Here is a 15,568-nt window from a genome sequence, read left to right as displayed (position 1 = left end):
AATTTTATTCGCCAGCCTCGGCCGGCGCAAAACCACGTCGGACCGTATTCTCGGTCACCACGCGCGGCTCCATGAAACCTTTCAGATAATCAGGACCGCCGGTTTTCGAACCCAGGCCCGACATCTTGAATCCACCGAAGGGATGACGGTCGACCATGGCGCCCGTGATCCCGCGGTTGATGTACAAGTTGCCGACCTGGTAGTCGCGGCGCACGCGTTCGATGTTCGCGGGGCTACGCGAATAAAGACCACCGGTGAGTCCGTATTCGGTGCCGTTCGCGATCTCGAGCGCGTGATCCAGATCCTTCGCGCGGATGAGCGCGACGACCGGGCCGAAGATTTCTTTCTGCGCGAGGTCCGAATCGGGCGCGACGTTCCCGAAGATCGTCGGGGGCACGAAGTAACCCACCGGTTGCACTTCGCCTTCGAACAAAAGCGTATGTTCTTTTTTGGCTTTCTCGATGGTCTGCAGGATGCGCAGCTGCGCGACGCTGTCGACGACGGGGCCGAAGTAGCTTTTCGGATCTTCGGCGGGACCGACGTGCAGCGATTTCGCCGCTTCGATCAGACGCGATTCGAATTTGTCGTAGTTCTCTTCCAGGACGATCACGCGCGACGCCGCCGAGCACTTCTGCCCCGCGAAGCCGAACGCCGAATACAAGATCGCGTCGACCGCTTCGTCCAGATCCGCGTCCGAGTCCACGATGACCGCGTTCTTGCCGCCCATCTCGATGATGCAACGTTTGACGTGCTCTTGTCCGGGATGCACGACCGCCGCGCGCTGCAGGATGTGCAGGCCCACGGCCTTCGAGCCGGTGAACGCGATGGTCGAAACGTCTTTGTGATTCACGAGGTATTCGCCGACGGTTTCGCCGATGCCGGGCAGGAAGTGCGCCACGCCCGGGGGGAAGCCCGCTTCTTTCAACAAACGGATCAGATCCTGCGCGACAAGCGAGGACTGCTCGGCGGGTTTCATGACGACGGTGTTCCCGGTCACGAGCGCGCCCGCGACCATGCCCGCGAGGATCGCGAACGGGAAGTTCCAGGGCGCGATCACCAGCGAAACGCCGCGCGGTTCGTAGTGATAGATCGAAACTTCACCCAAGGCGTGTCCGACACGCTGGCCTCCGGCCAGCCCAGCCACCCTGTCGCCACCGGCGAGTTTACGCATATCGCGCGCGTAGTAACGGCAGAAGTCGATGGCTTCGCAGACATCGCCGTCTGCTTCGGCCCAGGGCTTACCCACTTCCAGAACCTGGCGCGCGATCAGCGCCATGCGGTCACGCAGCATCAGGTCGGCGAGTTTGTCGACCAAGGCGGCGCGCTCGACGGCGGGCACTTTGCGCCACGCGGGGAAGGCCTCTTTCGCGGCTTTCATCGCGAGCTCGGCCTCGGCGGTCGAGGCCATCTGCACGTGGCCGATGACTTCCGCGGGGTGCGCGGGGTTTTCGCGCGTGATCGCGTCTTGGGTGCGGATCTCTTGGCCGTTGATGACGATGGGGCACTGGAGCGGCAGCTGACGGCGCAGCTCTTTCAGCGCTCCCTCGACCGCCAGGCGATTTTCTTTCACCGCGAAATCCAAAAGCGCTTCGTTTTCGAAACGATCGCCGGTCTTCAGCTCGCTCGACGTGCGGATAAGACCGTCTTTGGGATCGCGCAGGAGTTTTTCGGTGGAGATCCCGTCCGCGAATTTTCCGCGCAGCCAGGATTCGTTCGAGGTGTTTTCGAGCAGACGGCGGACCAGGTACGCCATGCCGGGGATCAGTTCACCGACGGGTGCGTATTCGCGCACGCGGTAACCCATGTCGGCCAGCGACTTCTTCACGGGGTCGGCCATCCCGTACAGCATTTGGATCGCGACCCGGGCTTGGGGGATGCCCAGCTTTTCGGCGGTGACCAATGCGAACGCCACCGAGCGCACGTTGTGCGAGCCGAAGGCCACGCGCACGGTGGGGAACGCTTTCAAGAGCTCTTCCGTGCAGTCTTCGTAGTTCGCGTCGGATTCGGCTTTGTTGAGGTAAACGGGGATGGGCCAACGCTTCTGCTCGGCCTCGATGGTTTCGGAATCCCAGTATGCGCCTTTGACCAAACGGATGTTCAGGGGTGCGCCGCGCTCGCGCGACCACGCGATGACTTTGCGGCAATCCGCGAGCGAGTCGCGCAGATAACACTGGATCACGCAGCCGAAGAATTTGTAGGTGCGGAACTCGGGCTCCATGACGATGTCGCGGAAGACCTCGAGGGTCAGGTCCTTCACGCCGTAATGTTCCATGTCCAAAGTCAGGAACACGCCGCGCTCCATGGCTTTGCGGTAGATCGGGCGCAGGCGTTCTTTCAGGCGCGTCTTGGTGTCGTCCCAGGCCATGTCGTTGATCTGCGAGTAGAGCGCGGTCATCTTCACCGAGACGTTCACTTTGGGGATTGCGCCCTCGTGATCGCGATCCAGGAGCGGAACTTCTTCCCACTTCGCGGCGTCATTCGCGAGACCGTCGATCATCTCGAGATACTTCGCTTGGTACTCGAGGGCTTCTTTTTCCGAGAGGGTCGCCTCACCCAAGAGATCCACGGTGAAGGCCAGGCGCTGCTTGCGGGTCTTTTTCAAAACCGTCAAAGCCTCGGCGGGATTTTCGCCGGTGATGAACATCTTCGCCATGGAGGTGACGTTCTTGCGGATCGCGCCGGCCATGAGTCCCGGAGCGAGCGAACCCATGCCGAGTCCCACGTTGAAGACGGGCGGAAGTTTTTCGCCCGCGTCCGCGAAGTACTCTTTCAAGTGGCGCGCGACCTCGGAGCCGGAGTTCAAGTAAGGCAGGACGTCCACGAAGCGGAACATCTGCGTCTTGAACTGCTCGTTCTTCATGGACCAATCCATGATCGAGCCGTACCAGTAATCTTTCGAGAAGTAGGAGACCTTGCTCTGGGCCTCCATGCGTTTCAGAATCTCTTCGCCTTTAGCACGAACCGGGGACGGATCGACCGACACAAATGACCTCGCTGGTTTGAAGCGGGCGGATCATCACTCGGGTGGAGTCGAAACTCAAGCGAATGCTGCGTCGAGTTAAAGCTGGTAGGGCGTCTGCTTGTCCTCGGGTTTTTTGTCCTGTCGAACTTTCCAAATGTGCGTGATTTCCCCCTCGAATTCGGCGCGCACGGTGTCGCCGTCCTTGAGCGGGCCGACGCCGGCCGGGGTTCCCGTTAAGATCAGGTCACCGGCGCAGATGGGGAAGTAGGTCTTCACGTGTTCGACGATCTCGGCGAAGCCGAAGATCATGTCCGCGGTCGTGCCCTCTTGTTTGAGTTCGTCGTTCACCCACAGGCGGAGCTTTTTGTCGGCGAGGTCCTCGAATTTTTTGACCATGAAAAACGCCGAAACCGCGCAGGCCCCGTCGAAGGATTTCGACAGCGTCCAGGGTTCGCCTTTCGCCTTCGCCGCGGCCTGGGCTTTGCGCTCGGTCAAATCCAAAGCGACGGCCGCTTCGACGACGTGCAAGTAGGGGCTCAGCTTCAGCGCGATCTCGACTTCGTGGTGAATCTCTTCGGCCCAAAACGGGAGGATGATGTCGGTGGAGTTCACACTCGCGGAGCTGCCCGCTTTCAGGAAGATCATGGGCGTGGAGGGAACGGCGGCGTTCATCTCTTTGGCGTGGTCGCGGTAGTTGCGGCCGACGCACCAAATATTGCGGATCACCATGTTTGCAGTTGTCCTTTCTGGCGCACGTGCCAGAGATCGTCTTCGGTATCGAAACCCACGAAAGAGCCCGGCGCCCAGAGGGGGCCCGCGTTCGCGGCGAGGTCCTCGTCCGCCGGAATCAGGGTGATCGCCTCTTCGAGCCAGTCGAAATGCGAGCACAGAAAAAGCATCCCATTCACCGCGCGCGCCCGATCCAGCAGATGGTTGACGCGTTCACGAAAACGCACCGCGCTTTCACGTGGCGTGCGCTCATCGAGTTCGGGGAGCACCTCGAGTGAAATGCCCAAACTCTCGGCGAGCGGAGTGAAGGTCTGCTGCGCTCGGTGACGCGGGGAAACCCAAAGGCGAGTCGGGGCGGGGAGCGTTCCGCGCGCCACCCAGGCGCGCAGATGATCGGCCTGTAAAAGGCCCGTGCCCGAGAGTTCCGGTTCGGCGTCGGGAGTGCGGGAGGTACGGTCGCCGTGGCGAAACAGGTAGACGCTCATCGTGGTCCCCATGGTAGCGAGGTCCGCTTGACAAAAAAAGCTCGGCTTGAGAATTTCATCGCCTCATGACGGAAAAGTCCCGCGTCCATCGCTTTGTGTCAAAGGACCTCACGGTCCGCGCCGCCGCCGTCGACGCGACGGCGGTCGTTCGTGAAATGCAAAGCCTTCAGAACACCCATCCCCTCGCCACCTTGGGTGTCGGACGGGCGATGGTCGGCGCGCTTTTGATGGCGAGTCAGCTGAAGGAAAAGCAGCAAGTGGGGCTTCTGTTCAAGGGGAACGGTCCGCTCAAAAGTCTGTACGCGGAAGCCACCTTCGAGGGCGAAGTGCGCGGCTATTGTCCCTATCCGGATTACCTCGCGAACAACGAAGCCGACGTGCTGAACCTGGGGAAGGCCTTGGGGTTCGGTCAGCTGACGGTCGCGCGCCATCAGCCGTTTCAGCGGCAACCCTTTCAGGGGACGGTCGAAATGGTGACGGGTGAGATCGGCGACGATATCGCTCACTATCTGCATCAGTCCCATCAGATTCGCTCGATCGTGAGCGTCGGGGTTTATCTCGATGCGCAAGGCTTGGTGAAATCGGCGGGCGGCATTCTCATTGAGGTCATGCCCGGCGTCGAAGATGAAGTCGCGGATCAGCTGCAGCGGAACGCCCAAGGGCCCGCTACGGCGGTGTCGCAGCGCCTGTTCGACGGTGCGAATTGTCAGGATCTGATTCGTCCGTTCTTCGACGGAATTCCGTTCTCGGAAGTCCCCCATGAGCACGAGGTGCGTTACTTCTGCCCCTGCACGTACGACCGCGTCCGGCGCGCGCTCACGACGCTGGGCCCCTCGGAGCTACAGCAGATGATCGACGAGGATCACTCCAGTAAAATCACCTGCCAGGTCTGCGGTCGCGGATATGAAATCAGCGTGGATGATCTGAGAGAGATTCGGGACGACCTCCGCAAGAATTCGATGCACTAAGCCCGCGTTGACTGTTCCATTCCGAGACGACACTCAGTAGTTTTCAACTGAAATGCTAGAATGAAAGCGCTGGCTTTTGAGCTCGACTGAGTTAAGAGTTCTGAAGCCAGAGAGTGGTGCCATTCCTGAACCGAAACTTTACTTGCTCAGTGGACGCGACCCATTAAGTTTGAGCGCAAACCTGAGCCAAGAGATGTAGGATGAATTTAGCAATGTCATACGGCGTACCAGTCGCACCCGCACTTCGAGTCTTAGTCGTTGAAGACGAATCGGATATCCGCGAATTCCTTTTGTCTCAACTTGTCGACAACGGCATGAAGGTCGAAGGGATTTCTTCCGGGGATGCGATGTTCGAAACGATCGAACAGTTCAAACCCGACGTGATCCTGATGGACCAGATGATGCCCGGCCGTTCGGGGCGCGAGTTGATTCAAGATCTTCGCACCAACGTCGCTTACTCGGAAATTCCCGTGATGATGGTGACGGGTCTCGACAGCGAGGGCGAAAAAGTCGTCTCTTTCGGAGCGGGCGCCGACGACTACGTCACGAAGCCTTTCAGCATCCGCGAAGTGATCGCGCGCATCCAAGCGCTGGTTCGTCGCTCGCACGCCACTCACCGCAGCCAGCAACGCAACATCGTTGTCAAAGATCTCCAAGTCGATTTGATCGCTCATCGCGTGGTCATGAACGGCAAAGAGGTTCCGCTCACGCTCACCGAATTCAAAATCCTGGTGGAGCTGTTGAAGCAGGCGGGGCAAGTGCTGAGCCGCGATCGCCTGCGCGAGCGCGCCCTTGGAAACTTGAACGTCACCGATCGGACCATCGACGTTCACATGGCTTCGCTTCGCAAGAAGCTCGAGGCGATGGGTGATGCCATCGAGACCGTTCGGGGTGTCGGCTACCGTCTGACTCCGTAATTGGGCTCAAGGAAGTTTCAAGATTTGGAAAGCCGGCGTCATGCCGGCTTTTTTTATTTCCGCGGCGACCCCCTGTTTAGGGGTGGTGTCGGCATAGCAGGTATTAGGTCCAGTCGAGAGACAAAGTGACTACCAGAAGCCCGAATAGCTGGAATTCGGGTGAGCCTCAGTTGCGCCAGATCCACGCAGAAAAAAGGCAGGCTGGAGGGAGGGAGGTGTTCTCCGTCTCCGCTCCAGTGCTAGGTAGGATGTTTTGGTAGGATAGTAGGCTCGAGGATTCCACGATTGTGGGTGAGCCCGGATCGTTGACAGCTACTAGAGCAACCGACGTGCCAAACTCTTTGACACCATGACGTCCAGGGGCAGCCCTTGCCCATGTTCTGAGCGATGACACCTAAAAAATCTAGATATTCTAATAATTTAGCCTTGTGTCGGAAGCTGTCTCGAAATCTGACGTCTCGAATTTAGGCAGTGGCCCTGGGGCAGAATTCCCGGGCATAAAGGGAATTCTCGTCTAAAATCCGGGGGTTAAAAATCCGCGAATCTGGACAGCCTTTTGCCTAAGACCAAAGACAAGACGTTGTCAGTCATTGGGACAAGAGGTTGTTGGTCATGAAGTTGAAATGGGCACTGCTGGGATTCCTGTCGGGCTGTGTGCTGGCGCTGAGCGCCTGCGCCCCGCAGAAGTTCTTTGGTGGCCTTCAGCCCCAGTACAGCGCCCAGGAGGCCTGTGGCTTCGTCCAGAACGTCTATGGCGAGCGGATCTCGTGGAAGGGCAAACTCCCCATCCAGCTCCAAATCCACGAAAGCGTCCCCGCCGAATACTACCCCGCCATTGAAGAAACCCTGCGCGGTTGGGAGTCGGCGACCGGCAAGAAGCTGTTCGAGGTCGTCAGCTGGGGCGCCCGTGGCCCGAATCAGCCCCGTCAGGACGGCGTGAACACGATCTACTACCTGAGCACCTGGGAAGAGGGAAAGTCGCAGGAGCAGGCCCGCACGTCGGTCTACTGGGTCGGTGATCAGATCCGCGAAGCGGATATTCGCTTGAACGCGAAAGACTTCAGCTTCTACGTCAATGAGTCCGAGAGCGGTCGTGGCGTCCACATGGCGAGCCTGCTGATCCACGAGTTCGGACACGTTCTGGGACTCAAACATCAGGATCAAGTCGCCAGTGTGATGGGGACCTATCTGTCGAGTAACACCGTGCGAAGTTCCATCTCGGAAGCCGATCTGACCGCCGTTCGCTGCGAATATTGATCGACCGAGCCCTGACATTCCCTTGAAAAGACTCACCTACTCTGAAATCCCAGAGCAAAAGCTCGGTGGCTGAAGCCGAACTCCAGTCGCAGTGTGTTTTTTCTATGTCAGGTAATTTCAGTTGTGATCGAAAAAGCAGCGTACCTAGACTTGATGTCGTGGCGAACGCAACCACATTGAGAATCGAAAGAAGCCCGCGAAATGCGGCACCGAACGACGGAAATTGCCGATTCGGGGCTCGGGAGAAAGCTTGTGCCAAGTCCACTGGGACGAACGGCGGATCCTGAGGAAATGAGGCCGTTTTAAGAGGGAAAGTGGAACTGGACCCTCGACTTTTCGAGGACCCTTGGGCTGACAGATTGTGGCCCGAACATTGAAAGAAATACGAAAGTACGGACCCGACGGGATGCGCGGATCTGGAACTTGAGTGAGCTTGGCGAAAACTTGGTTGGATGACGGGAGAACGAATGAAGCAAGACATCGGAACGACGAACCTGCAGATGGTGGACAGCACTTCGACTTCGCGCCTGGGCGCGGGAGACGTCGCTTGGGCCTCCACGCAGGCGTATCATGAGTTGGCCGATATTCCCGTACGCGAAGTGAACCTTTTGGAGTCGGTGGAAGCGAACCTCGCTCACCTGGAAGAGCTTCAAGCGCGCCTGCGTTTCATGGTGCGTGAAGTGAAGTATCTGATGAAGATCTAATTCGCGTTCATCCGCGAAGACATGATCGAAGAAAAAGCCCGCCGTGCGCGGGCTTTTTTATTTTCACTTAGCCTTTGATGTTAAAACCCATCCCGATCTTCGGGATGGTGACGGTGAGGGTGTCGCCGTCGCGCTCTTGCTTCACGGCGCGGATGGCGACGGGCTGCTCGAGTTTATAAATCTCTTTGAAGCTTTCGCTCGAGCTGGCGCTGCGAATGCGTCCCTCTTCTTCCACTCGGTCCTGGAACTGCCGCATGCCCGTGATGATGGCCTGGTCGTCCTTCACGCGCACTTTCACGTTCTGCACCTCGTGCTCGGGAACTTGCGTGCGCAGGATGTAGCTGGTGGGCGTTTCCACGAAACGGGTGCCCAGGTCCTTCACTTTGTAGAAGGGGTCGTCGGATTTGTTCGCGTAGTTTTCGACCTTCGCGGCGATGTCTTTCTTCAGACCTTCGAGCTGTTTGAAGTAGTTTTCTTTCTGGTTCGTCAGCGAGGTTTGATTCGCCTCTTGGTTTTTCAGGTAGGACGAATCGAAGTGTTCGCGTTGGCGCTTCAGATCCTTGCGGTAGGCTTCGGTGCTGCGCTCGCGCTCGTTGCGGTAGCTGGTATGCATGTCCTCGCGGCGCGCTTCGAACTGCTGTTGATCCTTATCGAGAACACGGGTGTGTTCACTCATCTGGCGTTTTTCGATGCGGTCGTGCTTGTCTTCCACTTCTTTCACGCGCCGTTCGCCCAAATTCGAGGTCTGCTCGACCTGGCGCTGGTACGCGTTCGCGATTTTCGCGCGTTGGGATTCGCCGCGCTCTTGTTCGCGGGCCAGGCGGACGTCGTTTTCGTCGCGGGCCTTCATGATCTTGTTGTCGTGGATCATGTTCTGGCGTTCGAGTTCTTCGCGTGAGCGGTCTTGCACCATGCGCAGGCGGGATTCGCCGGACTCTTTTTCGCGCGTGTAGGCCGCGTCGAATTCGTTGCGCACGCGGTTCAGATCTTGGGTGCCGCGGGCTTTCTCTTGTTCGATGGCGGAGGTCCGCGTTTCCTGGCGGTGTTTGAGTTCTTTGTTGTAGCGATCCTGCATGTCCTGCAGTTCCACGCGCGATTTTTCGATCAGCTTCGTGCGTTTGTCGCGCGACTTCTCGCTGAAGGCGATCATGTCGTCCTGCGCTTTGCGCTCGGCTTCCTTGCGGTTTTCGTTCAGTTCACGCGCGGCGCGGTCGGTGTCGCCGGCGATTTTTTCGCGTTTGTGCTGCTCTTGTTTGACGAGCGTGCGCATGTTGCGGTCGCCCTCTTCACGGATGTCGGCCAAGCGGTCGTTGAGGGCCTGCTGCTCATGGCGATTCTGTTTTTTGATGTGGTTGACCGCGGCGGAGCCTTGGCGTTCGGCGTTGTCGACGCGTTCATTGTAGTACTCTTTCGTCGCGGAGATTTCCTTCTCCTTTTGCTCGACGAGATCGCGCTTTTTCTTTTTGTAGTGCGCTTGCAGATCGCTGATGTCCTGTGCGTTCTGCTCGCGAAGACCCACGCGCCGGTCGCCCATCCATGGCCTCCAGTAGCTCTCAGTTTACCAAGAGTGGCGGCGGGGAAGGGGTCCGGGACTTTACGGAGTCAGGGTTTTTTCGACGGAGGTCGGGTCCGCGGGATTTTCCGCTTCGGTCGCGGGTTCCCGTGCGGGCGGCGGGTCGCAGATCTTACGGTAATTGCCGGTGCGGCCGTGGCACATCCAGGTGTTCGTGTAGAGGACGCGCTCGTCGTTCTGCACGAAGTAGTAGCCCCGGTACTGGACCGGGTCGAGGTTCGAGATGACCGTGCGGTACTCTTCGGGATTCGCGGTCTTTTCGATGCGCAGCTCGAACGCCCGGTACTCGGCGAAGGCCGAAAAGGCGAAGTAGCTGACGACCAGAAAAACGAAAGTCCGCAAGATCATGGAGGAGCTATCGGTCGACCTTGGTCGGGACTGAAGGGGGCGCGGGCGTTGGAAAGCCGACGGTCGGTGTCCGAAAGCGGCGCGGTCTCAATTTGAAACACGCCGGATCCACCACGCTCGTCGCCACCTGCTCCCGGGCTTGCAATGACTCGAGATATGAAGATCCACGTCCTTTTTTCGACGACCTGTCTTTTGGTGCTCGTCGGCGCTTCGGGCGCCTGGGCCCAGAAGGCCTGCTTTCAGGTGGGTCTGGAAAACGTGCGTGTGAAGGCGGGCGAAAGCTTCCTGAAGCTCAGTGGGGAAAAGACCGTCTCGTTTGAGTTTGTCCGGCCCGTCAAAGCCGATCACCCCACGCTCGTTTTTCTGCCGGGAATTTTCCGTGGGATGGAGCAAAAAGATCCCGCCGTGCAGGCCCTTTTGAAAGAGGGTTTTGGTTCTTTGCGCACGACCACGAGCGATCACTGGGAGTCCCTCAAAGGGCTTGAAGGCGCCGAGGGGCGTGCCACGCGCGTCGATCCCTTGGGGCCCGGTTACGCCCGCGAAACGCAGCGATTGGTGAATGAGCTTGGCGCGGAGCCGGCGGTCGCGATTTCGCTGAGCTACAGTTCGGTCGTTCTGGCGAATATGGGGGGCCGAAGGATTTTTGTCGCCCCGTTGGTGAAAGCCTCGGATAGCGATCCGGCCGCCGCGGCGGCGCTACGCCATTGGGAAATGCTGATGGGGATGAATCCCTTCATGGGGTCGAGTCTGATCCGCTCCAATCGCGACTCCAACTACCGCTCGTTTTGGTCGGGCATCGTGAACGCGAATCTACGTGCGAACCCCGATGCTTACGGGAAAGGCACGGATCGGCAGCTCGTCATCGAAAGTTACATGCGACTGAGCCGCTCGACCGAGGATTTCAACTTGGTCGACGCGATGGCGAAGACTGAAGGGCCGGTGGATTTTGTCCTTGCGGAAAAAGAGTCCAAGGTGGCGCTCAGCGGGCAGGTCGAAGCGGCGGTGACCGCGGCGAAACGGGTGCCGGTGCGTTTGATCCTGGTTCGTGGTGCCGAACACAACGTTCCGGATTCTCAACCCGCCGCTTACCACACCGCCATCCGCGAGCTGGCGATGCATGACGCGGAACCCGGCCTGCGCGTCGGCGTTATCGATCCCCGGGTGAATCCCGCCGAGATCCGTTGGCTGTCGGCCACCGAAGCCTTACGCGTAACGAATGCGCTGCGAGAGCTTCCGGAGTCGACGGTCGCGGCGGACTTGTCCGGACTGCTCGGGCCATAAAAAAACGCCGGAGGGGGCTCCGGCGTTCGATCTTCATTTCAGAAAAATTTTAGTGTGTGTGTTCGCTCGCCTGGCGAACGTTATTCTCGACGATGTGGATATAGGTGCGCACCAGCATGTCGAAGGAGTCTTGATCGAGCTCTTGAAGGTAGTCGACCTTCTCGTAGTAGGTCCCTTTGGTGATCAGCTCGGTCATGATCTCTTGGATACGTTTCATCTTCTCGAAATCGAGAAGCTCGCGGTCGTCGCGGGGCTTACGTTTGAGCGACTTCGAGATGGTCTCGTTGTCGAAGAGGATGTGAATGCCCATGGCGCTTTGCCGCAGCAAAGCCTCCATTTTTTGCAGCCCCTTTTCTTTGACGTCCTTCAAAGAAGTGGGGGAGCTGGAGCTCGAATCAGAACTAGAACTTGAATTGGAATTCGAGTTCGCTTCCGACATGCATCGCCTCCTTGCGAATTATGCCAATGAGACCAACGCCACAATTCAAGGGTGAGATTTCACGTTAAGATTTGCAAGTGCTAAATGCGGACGGCCGAGTCCTTGACGAACCCCATCATGCCCCGCGCCCGCGCGAGGAAAAGTGTTGCCGTGGTCGAGGTGAAGACCGATTGTGAAATCAATGGCGACAAAATCGACTCGACCGTCCACATCCCGGGCCCGCAAAAAGAAAAAGATCCGTCCCCGCAAAACTCGCTCCACGGAAATCGTGATCGACCGCCAGGCCGGCTACGTTTTCAAAAACGAAAAAGAGATGCTGGAGTTTTTCGGGCCTCAAGTCGAACGCATTGAAGCCGATCACCAAAAGTGGCTCGGCGAGAGCGCGGACACCGAGCTGGGCATCGATGCCGAGGACGAACTGGACCTCACGCTGGAAGAGCCCCAAGAGATTTGGCACGACCCGCAAACCTTCAAAGAGTTCCCCATTTTCCACTTCATCCGTCCGCTGGAGTCGGTCGAGGCTTACCAGGTCGCGGTCACCTACGTGTCGAGCGAAGATGAGCCCACCTTCCTTTTTCTGCATTTCGTCACCGCCGACCTGGACCTGGTTAACCGCTACCGCCGGGGCGAGCTGATCTACGACCGCGCTTTCGAGGAAGTCGGCTTCGGCGCTTTGGACGGCGACGCCCTCAGCGAAGGCGATCCCCTCGCCATGGGGCTTTTCATTTCCATGCTGAAGGTGCGCGCAGATAAGGACATCGCCGAAGACGACTTCAAAAAGTACGGCGAAGAGCTGCGCGAGGAGACGATCGAAAACGCCGACGAGATCTGGAAGAACGCCGATCTGACGGGCAATCAAATCGTCACTTTCATCCGCGAGTTTCCGGATCACGAAATCCGGGACATGCACTATATCGCCGTGACCCAAGAGGATCCGTCCTCGAAAGTTCACTCCCTTTTGTTTTCGTTCCCGACTTCGGATCTTACGTTGGTGGATCGTTACCGCCACGGCGAGAATCTGCAGGCCGAGGAAGTCACCCAGGAATCCAGTCACTAGAGGTTTTTGAAAATGAAAATCCAGATCCCCCGTTCGCTGTTGGCCGCCAATGTCCAATTGTCCTCTGCCAGTGCGCGCACTTCGCGCAAAGAGGAGGGCGGCGTCTCCGCGAAAGTCTACGTCATGAATAAACCCACGCCCAAGCAGTGGGCCGAGGCGCTCTCCGTCGAACTGGAAGGCTGGCAGGTCACCACCGCGGTCGTCGCGAACAAAGATCTGCTGACCTCGAGCACGCCGCGCGGACCGCGCTTTTTCCTGCGCCGTCTTCCGCTGAAGGGCCCTTTCTCGCATGGCGGGAAACTCGAGGACTCCACGAAGGCCTGGTTCCGCGAGCAGGGCGGTGCGCTTTTCAATCTACTGAAAGCGTCCACCCACGACGAGATCGAACTCATCGGGCACGGGCTGGACGATGAAGCTTGGACCGGGCTTTTCCTGGGTATGGAAATGGCCGCTTATCAATTCAAGGCCGAGGCCTTTTCCGGCAACGCGAATGCGGGTGCGAAAAAGGGCGCGAAGAAAACCGATGAGGTTTGGTCGATGGGTTCTTGGTCGCCGCGAATCCGCGTGCAGGCACAAGGCGCGGGCGCGAAACCCGCGAAGCTCGCGGCGCTTCTGGCGCGTGCGCGCGCGCTCGGCACCGCGACGAATTTCGCGCGCCACCTCGTGAACCTGCCGCCGAACGTGGCGAATCCCGTCACGCTCGCGAAAGCGGCGACCGAGATTTTCGCCGGTCGTCCCGGCGTGAAGGTCGAAGTCTGGGATGAAAAACGCCTGGCGAGCGAAAACATGAATCTGCATTTGGGCGTGGGCGCAGGGTCGCCGACTCCGCCGCGGATGGTGCACATCAAATACCGTCCGACGGGCGCCAAGAAGACGGCGCGTCCCGTAGCGCTAGTCGGGAAGGGCGTGACCTTCGATACGGGCGGCGTGGACATCAAACCCTCGGCAGGCATGCGCCTGATGAAAAAAGACATGGGCGGCTCGGCCGCGGTGTTCGCGCTGGCGTGGTGGGCGAGCGAAACGCGCCACCCGCAGCCGCTCGATTTCTATCTCGCGCTCGCCGAAAACTCGGTCGACGGCGCGAGCTTCCGTCCCTCCGACGTCTTGGTTTCGCGGAACGGGAAGTCGGTCGAAATTCACAATACGGACGCCGAAGGGCGTTTGGTTTTGGCGGACGTTTTGGACGTCGCGGTCACGAAGACCGGCGCGGACGAACCCGAGCTCGTGATCGATCTGGCGACCTTGACGGGCGCGATCAAAGTGGCGCTCGGCGCCGAGATCGCGGGTCTTTTCTCGAACGACGATCGCCTCAGCTCGGCCTTGGAAAAAGCGGGGACCGACGCGGGCGAACTCAGCTGGCGGATGCCGATGCTGTCGCGTTATACGGCGACCTTCGCTTCGCCCTTCGCCGACATGGTGAACGCGGTGGACGGTTTCGGCGGCGCGATCACGGCGGCGCTTTTCCTGGAGCGCTTCGTGCGCAATAAACCTTGGGCGCATCTGGACATCTACGGTTGGAACGACAAAGCGACGGGCGCGCTCGGCTTCGCGGGCGGGAACGGTCAGGGCGTGCAGACGATCGTGAGTTTCCTCGAGAACCGCCGTTAGGTGCACGCGCGCGGTTCCGTCGTCGGCAGATATAGTCACGGCTTCGCTGCCGACGCATGCACGGGGGCGGCTCGTGCGCCCTCGTGTGGAATTCGATTCGTCACTCCGATCAGGACTTTTCTTTGATGCGATTTCGGTCACGGTTGTGCGCCGAACACAGGGCGCGCAGGTTTTCGGGCGCGTTCCCGCCGCCGGCGTGAAGCGGGTGGATGTGATCGATCTGCAGGAAGTGCCGTGAACCGCAGCCTTTGCCGGTGAGGGGGTCCACATAGCCGCAACCGCGCGGGCGTACTTCCGAATCGGAAGTGGATAGCGAGGCTTTTTTCAGAGGGGTCGAACCTGAAATGGGCTTCAAGGAGTCTTTCCCAGGTTTACGATCTGAAGTGGACTTCGAGTCGTCTTTCCCAGATGTAGAATCTGAATCGCAATTTTCGCGGTTCTTTCCTTTTTCAAGGAGTGCGTATTTCCGATGTCCGGGGACGAATCCGGATCCAACGAGAATTCGCTTCCGCAGATTCGGCGCGATTTGGCGGGGATTGCTCGAGTATTTGCGTTGCGGCGAGGCGCGTTTGATCTCGGTGCGGCGGGAGATCTCTTTGCGCGCAAGATAAATGGCCAAGTCCGCGTGCTTTCGATTCGGAACGGCATGGGAGACGAGTTCTCCCACACGACACCAACTTTCATACTCCTCTTTGGTCAGAGTCAGGGTGAGTGTCACCGAACCGTCGCCATGGTGTTGAGTACGTTCCGTGGCAGGCACTTCAACTTTCAGCTCTTGGGCCAAAATCTGCTGTGTCTCCGCGAAGCTGCACGACTCGATCTTTTTGAGGAGCAGGAGCTTATCTTCGGCCTCCATCTTGGCGCCGAATTCTTTTTCCGCCAGTTTGATGTTTTGAGTGACGAGCGCGATCTGGGAGAGGTTCAGTTTTCCTTCCTCGATCTTCGCCGCGACTTCGGGAACTTCCCGTAAGAGCCTCGCCGCACTGATGCGTCGTTGTGCCGCCCCGGCGGAATAACCGTGAACCTGGGTAAGGTACTCAAAAAGGGACGGATAAGCTCTTTCCAAATACAGCCGGCGTCGGTCCACTTCAGCGATACACTCCAAAACCAAATGCGTGATCTTCCGCTCCGTGCGAACGAGTTTCGCGAAGCGCGCGAGCAGGTTTTCATTCGAGAGAGTTTCGAGCGTCATGACGGACCTCCATCTGACGAGGACCTTATCATGGGTTTTCAAAACCGG

The 15,568-nt window shown here is 58.8% G+C and carries 14 protein-coding genes; 7 read left to right on the top strand and 7 right to left on the bottom strand.

The features are described from left to right. Positions 1-4 precede the first annotated feature (4 nt). The 3 genes from pruA to KF767_08175 form a co-directional block, all read right to left on the bottom strand. Entirely contained in the window at positions 5-2,929 is a 2,925-nt protein-coding gene (gene pruA / locus KF767_08185) for an L-glutamate gamma-semialdehyde dehydrogenase (protein MBX3017852.1), read from the bottom strand. Positions 2,930-3,058: 129 nt separating this feature from the next. Continuing rightward, positions 3,059-3,688: a fumarylacetoacetate hydrolase family protein gene (locus tag KF767_08180; GenBank protein MBX3017851.1), complete on the bottom strand. Its 630-nt coding sequence runs from the start codon at positions 3,686-3,688 to the stop codon at positions 3,059-3,061. Next, a complete protein-coding gene (locus KF767_08175; GenBank protein ID MBX3017850.1) occupies positions 3,685-4,176 on the bottom strand; it encodes a histidine phosphatase family protein in 492 nt (163 codons plus the stop codon). Before KF767_08175 ends, KF767_08180 begins: the two co-directional genes overlap by 4 nt. Before the next feature lie 65 nt (positions 4,177-4,241). Between KF767_08175 and KF767_08170 the strand changes: the two genes are divergently transcribed. From KF767_08170 to KF767_08155, 4 genes are all read left to right on the top strand, one after another. Continuing rightward, positions 4,242-5,144, top strand: a complete 903-nt coding sequence (locus KF767_08170; GenBank protein MBX3017849.1) for an Hsp33 family molecular chaperone HslO — start codon at positions 4,242-4,244, stop codon at positions 5,142-5,144. A gap of 212 nt (positions 5,145-5,356) precedes the next feature. Next, on the top strand, positions 5,357-6,061 hold the full coding sequence (locus KF767_08165) for a response regulator transcription factor (protein ID MBX3017848.1): 705 nt from the start codon (positions 5,357-5,359) through the stop codon (positions 6,059-6,061). A 612-nt stretch (positions 6,062-6,673) separates the two neighbouring features. Continuing rightward, positions 6,674-7,318, top strand: coding sequence for a matrixin family metalloprotease (locus KF767_08160; protein MBX3017847.1), 645 nt, complete (start codon positions 6,674-6,676; stop codon positions 7,316-7,318). A 467-nt stretch (positions 7,319-7,785) separates the two neighbouring features. Beyond that, positions 7,786-8,022: a hypothetical protein gene (locus tag KF767_08155; protein MBX3017846.1), complete on the top strand. Its 237-nt coding sequence runs from the start codon at positions 7,786-7,788 to the stop codon at positions 8,020-8,022. Positions 8,023-8,089: 67 nt separating this feature from the next. Here the strand turns inward: KF767_08155 and KF767_08150 are convergent, their stop codons facing one another. Both KF767_08150 and KF767_08145 read right to left on the bottom strand, forming a co-directional pair. Then, complete coding sequence (locus tag KF767_08150) at positions 8,090-9,556, bottom strand: Hsp20 family protein (GenBank protein ID MBX3017845.1); 1,467 nt, start codon at positions 9,554-9,556, stop codon at positions 8,090-8,092. A gap of 60 nt (positions 9,557-9,616) precedes the next feature. Then, positions 9,617-9,943 carry a hypothetical protein gene (locus KF767_08145; GenBank protein MBX3017844.1) on the bottom strand — a complete coding sequence of 109 codons (327 nt, stop codon included), beginning with the start codon at positions 9,941-9,943 and terminating at the stop codon, positions 9,617-9,619. A 156-nt stretch (positions 9,944-10,099) separates the two neighbouring features. Here KF767_08145 and KF767_08140 point away from each other — a divergent pair, with 156 nt between their 5' ends. Beyond that, positions 10,100-11,224 carry an alpha/beta hydrolase gene (locus KF767_08140; GenBank protein MBX3017843.1) on the top strand — a complete coding sequence of 375 codons (1,125 nt, stop codon included), beginning with the start codon at positions 10,100-10,102 and terminating at the stop codon, positions 11,222-11,224. A gap of 49 nt (positions 11,225-11,273) precedes the next feature. Here the strand turns inward: KF767_08140 and KF767_08135 are convergent, their stop codons facing one another. Further along, complete coding sequence (locus KF767_08135; GenBank protein ID MBX3017842.1) at positions 11,274-11,561, bottom strand: hypothetical protein; 288 nt, start codon at positions 11,559-11,561, stop codon at positions 11,274-11,276. 283 nt (positions 11,562-11,844) lie between these two features. On the opposite strand from KF767_08135, the gene KF767_08130 reads away from it, so the two are divergent. Both KF767_08130 and KF767_08125 read left to right on the top strand, forming a co-directional pair. After that, positions 11,845-12,720: a peptidase gene (locus tag KF767_08130; protein MBX3017841.1), complete on the top strand. Its 876-nt coding sequence runs from the start codon at positions 11,845-11,847 to the stop codon at positions 12,718-12,720. Positions 12,721-12,732: 12 nt separating this feature from the next. Beyond that, entirely contained in the window at positions 12,733-14,328 is a 1,596-nt protein-coding gene (locus tag KF767_08125; GenBank protein ID MBX3017840.1) for a leucyl aminopeptidase family protein, read from the top strand. 109 nt (positions 14,329-14,437) lie between these two features. Here the strand turns inward: KF767_08125 and KF767_08120 are convergent, their stop codons facing one another. Beyond that, positions 14,438-15,520: an HNH endonuclease gene (locus KF767_08120; GenBank protein ID MBX3017839.1), complete on the bottom strand. Its 1,083-nt coding sequence runs from the start codon at positions 15,518-15,520 to the stop codon at positions 14,438-14,440. Positions 15,521-15,568 lie beyond the last annotated feature (48 nt).

Source organism: Pseudobdellovibrionaceae bacterium, assembly GCA_019637875.1.
Classification (GTDB): domain Bacteria; phylum Bdellovibrionota; class Bdellovibrionia; order Bdellovibrionales; family Bdellovibrionaceae; genus JAHBUW01.
Note: the sequence above shows the minus strand (reverse complement) of the source record. Positions and strands in the feature narration are given on the sequence as shown.